Genomic DNA, 9,319 nt, shown 5'->3' with positions numbered 1-9,319 from the left:
AACGCTGTTAGCGTCAGATTGACTCCTTCAAATTGAGCAAGTATTAAGTCAAATTGGTATTACATCAGAGCTGTGTTGTATTCGAACATTCTACTATATTAGAACCTACTATACCTACTTGCTTTACGAAAAGCGCCCCCTTTGAGACGCAAAGGCCTTGTCGATAACACTGATGTCGTGTCCAGCTATCAACGATAGTCTCTGTAACCGTAAAGAAAACTGTTTATCTGTTCTGCCATTAGCAGCTGATTTAATCACTCAAATTGAGTAAATATTAAGGAAGTATCACTCTGAGTAAGATCAACAACGCCAGCATAAATACTGGCGTTGTTGCTGAAGTGAATTAACTAACGATTATTTTTGCTTCTGCTGCTTGCGCACATTTGCAATACGAGAACGGTTTTTTAATCGAGCTTCTGCACTTGCTTGGTTCGATGGCTTGTTCACACGAGCTTTGCGACGTTGATGTGCAGGCTTTTTCTGAATTGTTTCCACTAGTTTTTCCCGATTAGCGACTTCATACCCTGGTAAGTAGTAACGCGAGATCTGCTGTTCAATTAATTGCTCGATATGGATCAGATCCGACTCTTCTTCACGGCTCACAAAAGTAATGGCGTAACCAAACTGCCCTGCACGTCCTGTTCTACCAATACGGTGTACATAGTCTTCAGCCAGATAAGGGACGTCATAGTTCACTACTCGTGGTAAACCAACAATATCAAGGCCGCGGGCTGCAACTTCAGTGGCGACCATCACACGCACTTTACCCTCAGTAAATTCCCTTAGCGCTCTGCGACGGGCTCCTTGAGTTTTATCACCATGACAAACATTCGCGTCAATCCCGTCGAGCTTTAACTCTTCAACCAGTTTGTCCGCTGTTTCTTTCATGTTGACAAATACCAACACCTGTTGCCAGTTCTTTTTACCAATTAGTTCCGAGAGTAGCTCCCGTTTACGCTCTTCTTTGACTGGATATACAACATGGCGAACTGTCTCTGCAGTGCTATTGTCAGGTGTTGCCTGAATAAGCTTAGGTTGATTCAGGACTTGTTTGGCAAATTGCTTCATCGCTGACGGAAAAGTCGCCGAGAATAGTAACAACTGCTTGTTCTCATCTACCGATGCAATTACCTTTTGCATGTCTGTGATAAAGCCCATGTCGAGCATACGGTCAGCTTCATCCAGCACGAGATACTTTACTGTGTTCAAAGCAACATTACCAAGGCGAATATGATCTAACAGGCGACCTGGCGTAGCGACCAGAATATCAACTCCCTGTTTTAAACGCTCAGCTTGGCCGTTAACATTGACTCCACCAAAAAGCGCTTGCACTTTTAAGTCTGTATATTTTGCAAACGTAGCGCAATTATTGGCGATTTGCTCAGCAAGTTCTCGAGTTGGAGCCAGAATAAGCGCACGAGGTGTTAGCTGCGACTCAGTCTCTAGCAATTTTTGGATAATAGGTAATGCAAACGCTGCGGTTTTCCCTGTTCCAGTTTGCGCTGTAGCGAGCACATCGTTGCCTTGACGAATGGCAGGAATTGCGGCCTGCTGAATTGGCGTTAATGTGTGAAAATTGATGTCTTGCAGCGCATCTAAAAGAGGCTGTGCGAAACTAAATGAAGAAAACGTTGCCATAATAACCTACGACCGAATCAAAAACGGTCGCAGATTATAAATGACAAACGGGCTTTTAACAAAACTTAAGCAGCGTTTCGTCGATTAATTTTGGTGTAGCGCCAATAAAATCGCTTTCTTTCAATTGCGAAAGAAGCGCAATCCCCTCTTGTTGCTGTGCAACAGAAAGCGGCACATAAGGTAATCTAAATACGGGCTTTACCGCTGCGGTCATGATTAAAGCGGAATTAATCGCGATTGGATTTGGCTCGCAGAATAACCACTTCATTAGTGGAAGCAAAGATTTGTTAAGCGCGTCATTCGGTGCGTCCATTAATTGCCGGAATAACCCTGGTACCAAATTTGACGTCACAGAGATAACACCGTGGGACTGGCTTTTATGGCGGCTATCATGAGCCTCATCATCATTCCCAGACCAACAAGCAATCCCCATTGCCTCATAATGAGCGATACGAGCATCACCGGCACACTCTTTCATGCCAACGAAGTGCTTGTGATTTGCAAGCGGTTCAATAATGTCGGGGGTAAGATCTTGCCCCGTTCTACCCGGCACATTGTAGATAAAGGCCGGACCGATTTCTAACACCTCGTTTAAATGCGCTTTCACGCCTGTAATCGAAGTTTTGCCGTAATAAGGGTTAATTTGAAGCGCGCAGTGCATGCCTGAAGCAAAGCCATATTCAGTTGCTTTTTTTGCTTCTCTGGTGTTGTTGCTTCCTGTATTACCAACAATTAATAATCTATCACCAAACTTATTCGCTGAGTGAGCAATCAGCATCAAGTGCTCCTCCCAGTTCATTAGTTGACCTTCACCAGTCGTACCCGCAACTACGATACCGTCTACACCGTTCGTAATTTGGGCTTCCACCAATTTATCAAAGGTATCTAAATCTATTTCGCCCGCCATGGTATAAGGCGTTTTAATTGCTGTGATTAAGCTCGATTTTTTTATTGATTGGATATGATACATGGTTTTTCTATTACTCATTCTGTTAACCGCCATTTTTACCATAAATACGACGGAGATCCGACCCATAAAATCATGGAAATCAATTAAAACTGATTAATTTTGCCTTTGCACACTTGTTATTTGCGTAAAGATCCATCAGAATTACACCTACTGTATATCCATCCAGTTTACTTTATGGGATTGTCACATTTTTTAAATACGCACTTTTATACCACTGCTGAGCTGAGCAGTAGCTTAAAAATTACCGAAGACCGACTGGCCGAATGGCAAAGTCTGAGTCTTTTTCCTAACCCAAGCTACAGCATTCAGAACCAAATAAAGTGTAGTTCTTACTTCGGACTTTATGAATGCGAAGAGTACACCGACTTTTACGCTCGCGGCTTATTAAATTGGGGTCAATTGATACAAAAACACAAAATAGATCAATCGAGTAATGCCTTTGAACTTTTTAGACAAAAATATTGTGACGCATTGGGTAGATGTGTAGAAAAAGGCTTTTATACTGAAGATCCGTCGTTTAGTGATGATTTAGTTGAACATGTTCAGCAGGTGTGGCAACAGTTTTTGTGTGGTAAATACGGCGTTATCAGCCAAAATGGGCTCATTGAAGAAGCGCTGTATATTGATTTAGGCCGTGCCATTATTGACGACATTACAGAAGCCAGAACAGCTAGTAATATTGCAGCTGAGCAACGAGAACAAGTACACAATGCAATGAAATTACTCAACAAAGCGTTAGCAGCAAACACTCAAGCTGAGCAAACTGAGTCGCTACGGTCAAAGTACATTGATCAGTTAATCCGTAAGTATGATTTGTCTATAAAGTAGCGTAAATTTAATATCATACTTAACTGACTTCTCTGAGCGTCAAAAGAGGGGCTTCGTCTTGCTAGCAAAAATTAAATACTTCTTGGAACAAATCAGATACCAATTTGTACTTCTTCGGGTACAAGACACTTTATCGCCTAACTCCCTCTATGGGCGGTTGCAACCTACAGACTGGTGCTAGCTTCAAGCGAATAAAACAGTGATTGTCTAAAGCTCTGATGAATTATTGATAACAGCACGAATAGATGTGCTGTTTCTGGAGCTTGAAGCCTTGTCGATAGCACTTTTCTTAAACACAAATCCTTGGTATTGGTCGTTTGTAATTACAGCGAGAGAAGCTGTGGCTATATTTGCTGCTCAATATGCGCACGAATAATCTCAAACGCTTTTAATACTTTCAATTGATCTTCACATAAACTGTCATACCAAGCATCAAACAATTCATCTTCTTGCTCGCTAAGTGTCTGATACTGCGCTAATAGCGTCACAATATCGCTGTGTGTACAAGACAAAGAATCCAGCTCTTGCTGTAGTGCAGAGTCATCGCTGCTTTGCAGTTTAGCTAAAATTGAGTTATCTAATTCAGCTTGTTTATCCATAATGAATGCTCTTTTATCTGTATTTATATCGGTCAACAACGATGCTCTGTTGCAAACCATTGTACTAGGTTTTAGTTATTTATGAGGCTACTGCTTTATACCACGAACGATGTACGTAATACGAGTTACATTCTTCCACCAACAAGTCGGGAGGATAAAGTCCACTCCTAGCTTCGGTAAAAGCTTTTGACTATTAATAATGTCGTTATGCAAACTGCCCTTACATTTATATGGCTTCGAATCAAATTACCGTAAAAACAGGTATGAACAATATACCTGCACTACGCTAATTTTTTGATACGCATATCATAATGATCTGTTATGCAGCATTAGTTATATCAGGCAATTTTGAGGAAAGTAACCCCCTTTTTTTTAACTGCTCAAGATACGTTCAGTTTCATGTTGATGGCGACGATAAAACAACCATTATGCTGTAAATATCATCTCATCAAAATTTAGTTGTTGAGAATAGTTTTTATTTAATTTATATTTGATATGGTATAACAAAACACAAATGTAGGAATCGTTGTAATGAAACCAAATATTCACCCTGACTATCAACTTGTTGCTTTTCATGACACATCTGTAGACAAATACTTTATCGTGGGATCCACTATTAAAACTGACCGAACGATTGAGTTAGATGGTAATACTTATCCCTATTTTCCGATCGATGTGTCTAGCGCTTCTCACCCTTTCTATACAGGTAAGCAAAAACTTGTTGCAAGTGATGGCCGCGTTGCGCAATTTAATCGTCGCTTTAAAAATTTAGCGTCTAAAAAAGGATAAAAATCATGAAAGTCTTAAGCTCACTTAAAAGCGCTAAAAATAGGCCAGGATGTCAAGTTGTGAAAAGAAGAGGCAGAGTGTATGTGATCTGTAAAACTAACCCTAGATTTAAGGCGGTACAGGGTAAAAAGAAAAAGCGCTAAATGTATAAACAAGTGCCAATCAACATCGCTGATCGGCACTTGATTAGAGTAGACTTTACTATCACTTGTTTCCAAATAACAGTTCCCAAAAGCTTGGTGGCTCATGGAGCTCGTGATATTTCTTCCTCAACTTATCGACTTCCAGTAATTTTTGACGTGCAGCATCAAGTTCGCCTGACTCAAGTCGCTGCTCAACTAACGCCAAAGTTTCTAATACTTGCTCAAGACCGATTAATGATTCTGAAGCTACCGTTTTCTTAAAATTAAACGCTTTGCTTTCACGTACAAGTAGCTTAAATTCATCCAGATGTACCTGCATTTGTTGTTTTGTTTCAGACTGCACTGCTAATTTGTATATATGTCCCATCTTTTTCATTGTTTTATTCAGGTCACTTTGCTCGTTTGCGATGACAGAAGTAGCAACAAAAAATATGATAGCGTAAATTACTTTTATCATGAGGGTCTCCCTATTAGATTTGCCGCTTAGTATAAAGCAAATGCAATCAGAGCTACATTTATTGTTGATAACCTAGGTACCTTCGTAAAAAGCTGGCTTAAAACAACCAGTACCCGTGCGCTCCTCTATTAAAGCCACATGATATGCGTGATAATGACTGTCATTAAAGCGCATTTATGAGCTATAATTTGTAAAGCAACGGTTCTTTTGACTTATCAATACATTTTCGCAGCTATGGCTTATGTTCAAAAAACTCGTACTTTTCATCCTGCTCTTAATTACCTCAAAGATAGCTTTAGCTGCACCACTATTCAGTGTTACGTTTGTGAATCCAGGCTTTGCCAACGAAAACCCCACAGGAGACTTCTGGCGTAATGTAAGCAGGATTATGCAAGCAAGCGCCAATAACCTAAATATCGAGTTAAAAATTAGCTATGCTGAGCGCAATCATATTTTAATGAAGCAACTGATAAGCCAAGCATTATCCAATCAGCCAGACTACCTTATTGTCGTAGATGAGAAATCCAGCGTTATTCCTTATTTATTATCAATACCAGCCTCAAACGTAAAAATCATATTTTTGCTAAACGGCCCGTCAAAAGAAGCAGAACTCGCGCTAGCCAATGCAGGACATCAAATTATTGGCACTATTGAACCTAATAATTTCCAAGCCGGGTTTAAGTTAATGCACCAACTTGCGAGAAAATCAATGAAGTCCACCGCCCCATCTAAACACCTGTTAGCACTGCTAGGTGATGTCGCAACTACAGCTGCATTGGATAGACAGAAGGGCATGCTAGCCTACCTTGAGCATAATAAAGAGATTGAGTTAATCGCTGAAGAAAACTGTCAGTGGTCACAACAAGAAGCGTACAGAATAACAGCAGCATGGTTACGTCGAGACCCATCAATTACAACAATATGGGCTGCCAATGATCCAATAGCCATTGGCGCCTTAAAAGCTGCAAATGAACTGCAGCGAAAAGTAGTCGTAGGTGGTATTAATTGGGATAAGAATATTGCCCCGAAACTTGACGTTTCTATAGGCGGTCATGTTCTTCTTGGGGCTTACACACTTACTAGGCTTGCCCACTATCATCAATTCCAAGACCACATTGGACATTTAAAAGTATCAATTTTCGAACAACTAGACACGTCAAACTTACTTCTTTTTAACGCGATCCATGGAAACTTTATTGGACAGCTGGAATTTTCACGTTACATTAATGAGCCAGAGCAATTTACAATACGGGAAATAAACAACTCAATAAAGCAAAAAAAACAACAATAAGCCACCTATATATTTATACTTTTAAAATTATCAATTCAAATACAGAAATTAAAAACTATAAATAATGCAATTTGGAAACTAATAGCACCTTCCAATTGACAGCGATGTCAACACCTGTTTTAGTTACAAACGTAAACAACATGTAAAACAGGTGAACTTATGAAAAACAGTAAAAAAGCAACAAAATTTATCAAGCTTTCGGCGTTAAGCGTATGTGTTTGCGCGAGCCTCTCATCAGTAGCGCAGGCAGACACTCAGCGCGTTATCGTGACATTAAAAGATAACGCCACAACTAACGTATTACCGCTACAGCTAAACGATCTTGAAGCCGCGCATTTGAAGTCTCAGATCCTTTCGGAGGCGGCATACACAACATTAGGTACAACGGCTTTGGGCACACTTCCGAGTGTCAATGCGTATGTTGCAGAGGTATCTCCTGCACAAATGCAACAACTGCAGGAAGATAAGAATATTGCTCAAGTTGAGATTGACCCAAAGCGTTACTTGCCTGCGATAGAGCCTACTGCAATTGACTTGCTAGCAGAAGCCACTCCATATGGGATTAGAATGGTACAGGCTGATCAGGTTTCAGATAGTTATAGCAGTAATCGCAAGGTTTGTATCATGGATACAGGCTACACGCTAGGTCATCAAGACTTACCTAATACTGGGATCACCGGTAATGATGGCTATGGTAATTACGATACAGGTTTATGGAGTAATGACGGCAACGGACATGGCACTCACGTAGCTGGCACAATAGCAGCGCTTGGTGGTAATGGAACAGGTGTGGTTGGTGTAAACCCATCAGGTCAATTAGGTCTGCATATTGTTAAAGTATTTAACGACCAAGGTCGTTGGGCATATGGCTCTAATCTTATTAAAGCGATTGAGCAGTGTGAGCAAGCAGGCGCTAACGTAACCAGCATGAGCTTAGGAGGCAGTGGCAGCTCTACGGCGGAACGAAATGCCTTTGAACAAAGTTATCAACGTGGCATGCTACATATTGCCGCAGCAGGTAACGGCGGTAACAGCTCGCTAAGCTATCCGGCATCTTATGATGCAGTTGTGTCAGTTGCTGCGGTAGATAGCTCAGAATCTAAAGCTTCATTCTCACAGTACAACAGCCAGGTTGAAATTGCAGGGCCTGGTGTTGGTGTTAACTCTACATGGAATAACGGTGCTTACAGAAGCATTAGTGGTACATCGATGGCAACACCTCACGTTTCCGGCGTTGCAGCATTGGTTTGGAGTCAATTCCCGCAATGTACAGCCAAGCAAATCCGAAATGTGTTAAATGCAACGGCAAAAGATAAAGGCCAAGCTGGACGTGATACGTCTTATGGTCACGGTATTGTCCAAGCGAAAGCTGCTGTAGATTATTTAACTGCGAATGGCTGTGATACCTCAGGCGCTGTAAATGCGAACTTTAGCGTTACAGTAGATGGTATGACCGCTACATTCAGTAACCAATCGACGTCTGGTCGCTACCAGTGGCAATTTGGTGATGGTGCAACGAGCTCGCAAACAAACCCATCACATACCTATGCTTCAGCTGGTACTTATCAAGTGACATTAACTGTAACTGCTGCAAACAATAAAACAGCATCAAAAACAGTTTCCGTTACAGTAGATGGCGCACCTACGGGATGTAAAGGTATCCAAGAATGGAATGCGACAAAGCGCTACTATAAAGGTGACCGAGTATCATTCAAAGGATTCGAGTACAAAGCTACATACTGGTCACAAGGTGCAAGCCCTGAAATCTACTCAAATGTTTGGACAAAGGTGGCACAGTGTAAATAACAACTTGATGAGTAGTGGTGTTTAAGCACCACTACTCATTGCTAACAAAACACTGGCAATCAAGATAACTAATATCATCCACCACTCTCTTATTGATAGCTGTTCTTTAAAACACCACATACCGAGCAAACTCGCACTGACGATACCAATGGCTCTTTTCAGCCCCTCCACCATCCCAGGCTGTAGCCCACTTAATGCTTGCATCTGGGCAATAACAGCAATGGCAAACACAAGCGTTGACAACCCCCAAAGCCCAGCATGCTTTGTTAGCTCGTGAAATGAATACCTCGGGCGTAGAAAGATGAAGTTAACCATAAGCACCATTAGGGTAATAAACGTGGCATGAAAAGAAAGCGAACTGTACTGTAATGCTTGCTTGTCAAAAACAATACATAGCCCCCAACAAAATGATGTGATAGTTACTTGTTTTGCACCAGGCTCTTGAAAGATAAATTTGCCACCTTGCAATATGAAAGACGCACTCACAATCACCGTAAGAAGAAGTGACTGATGTAAGGTTAATAATTCCCCCAGTAATAGCCAAGCAAAAATGCCAGCAACAGCAGGAGTAACCGATAACAGAGGTAAGATCAATGCCATCCTGCCCAGTGCCAACGCTTGAATAAAGCTGACGCTACCAATAGCTGCAAGTACTCCGCTAATTAGCGCAGGTTTAAAATATTTCCAATCAGGTAGCTGCTTATCAACGAAACACCAATAACCAAGGTAGACTGGTAGCACAAGCAGACTCAACATCACTGACATCTGTGCCGCGCTATAATAGCTCGCTAGCCTTTT

General features: G+C 41.3%; 10 protein-coding genes. 5 read left to right on the top strand and 5 right to left on the bottom strand.

All coding sequences use genetic code 11. From position 1 onward, the window contains the following. Positions 1 to 354: 354 nt before the first annotated feature. On the bottom strand, positions 355 to 1,638 hold the full coding sequence (locus D9603_RS17840) for a DEAD/DEAH box helicase (RefSeq protein WP_128732324.1): 1,284 nt from the start codon (positions 1,636 to 1,638) through the stop codon (positions 355 to 357). Positions 1,639 to 1,693: 55 nt separating this feature from the next. Further along, complete coding sequence (locus D9603_RS17835; protein WP_128732325.1) at positions 1,694 to 2,608, bottom strand: 4-hydroxy-tetrahydrodipicolinate synthase; 915 nt, start codon at positions 2,606 to 2,608, stop codon at positions 1,694 to 1,696. A 174-nt stretch (positions 2,609 to 2,782) separates the two neighbouring features. Between D9603_RS17835 and D9603_RS17830 the strand changes: the two genes are divergently transcribed. Next, a complete protein-coding gene (locus tag D9603_RS17830; protein ID WP_125253507.1) occupies positions 2,783 to 3,436 on the top strand; it encodes a DUF6058 family natural product biosynthesis protein in 654 nt (217 codons plus the stop codon). Positions 3,437 to 3,780: 344 nt separating this feature from the next. Here the strand turns inward: D9603_RS17830 and D9603_RS17825 are convergent, their stop codons facing one another. Continuing rightward, the gene (locus D9603_RS17825; RefSeq protein ID WP_125253497.1) at positions 3,781 to 4,035 is read right to left on the bottom strand and encodes a hypothetical protein; all 255 of its coding nucleotides are present in this window, start codon (positions 4,033 to 4,035) and stop codon (positions 3,781 to 3,783) included. A gap of 531 nt (positions 4,036 to 4,566) precedes the next feature. Between D9603_RS17825 and D9603_RS17820 the strand changes: the two genes are divergently transcribed. Both D9603_RS17820 and ykgO read left to right on the top strand, forming a co-directional pair. Further along, entirely contained in the window at positions 4,567 to 4,824 is a 258-nt protein-coding gene (locus tag D9603_RS17820) for a type B 50S ribosomal protein L31 (RefSeq protein WP_125253496.1), read from the top strand. A 5-nt stretch (positions 4,825 to 4,829) separates the two neighbouring features. Beyond that, the gene (gene ykgO / locus D9603_RS17815; protein WP_080672543.1) at positions 4,830 to 4,967 is read left to right on the top strand and encodes a type B 50S ribosomal protein L36; all 138 of its coding nucleotides are present in this window, start codon (positions 4,830 to 4,832) and stop codon (positions 4,965 to 4,967) included. A 61-nt stretch (positions 4,968 to 5,028) separates the two neighbouring features. Here ykgO and D9603_RS17810 read toward each other — a convergent pair whose 3' ends face one another. Further along, positions 5,029 to 5,424 (bottom strand): cytochrome b562, encoded by a 396-nt coding sequence (locus tag D9603_RS17810; protein ID WP_128732323.1) that lies wholly within the window; start codon positions 5,422 to 5,424, stop codon positions 5,029 to 5,031. Positions 5,425 to 5,665: 241 nt separating this feature from the next. On the opposite strand from D9603_RS17810, the gene D9603_RS17805 reads away from it, so the two are divergent. Next, complete coding sequence (locus tag D9603_RS17805) at positions 5,666 to 6,715, top strand: ABC transporter substrate-binding protein (protein ID WP_128732322.1); 1,050 nt, start codon at positions 5,666 to 5,668, stop codon at positions 6,713 to 6,715. Between the two features lie 159 nt (positions 6,716 to 6,874). Further along, complete coding sequence (locus D9603_RS17800) at positions 6,875 to 8,521, top strand: S8 family serine peptidase (RefSeq protein WP_128732321.1); 1,647 nt, start codon at positions 6,875 to 6,877, stop codon at positions 8,519 to 8,521. Positions 8,522 to 8,542: 21 nt separating this feature from the next. Here D9603_RS17800 and D9603_RS17795 read toward each other — a convergent pair. Further along, the coding region (locus D9603_RS17795) for an EamA family transporter (RefSeq protein WP_128732320.1) at positions 8,543 to 9,319 on the bottom strand (777 nt) is incomplete at its 5' end.

It is taken from the genome of Pseudoalteromonas sp. PS5, from assembly GCF_004103255.1.
In the GTDB taxonomy this organism is placed as follows: domain Bacteria; phylum Pseudomonadota; class Gammaproteobacteria; order Enterobacterales; family Alteromonadaceae; genus Pseudoalteromonas; species Pseudoalteromonas peptidolytica.
This window is presented reverse-complemented; position numbering and strand designations above follow the sequence as displayed.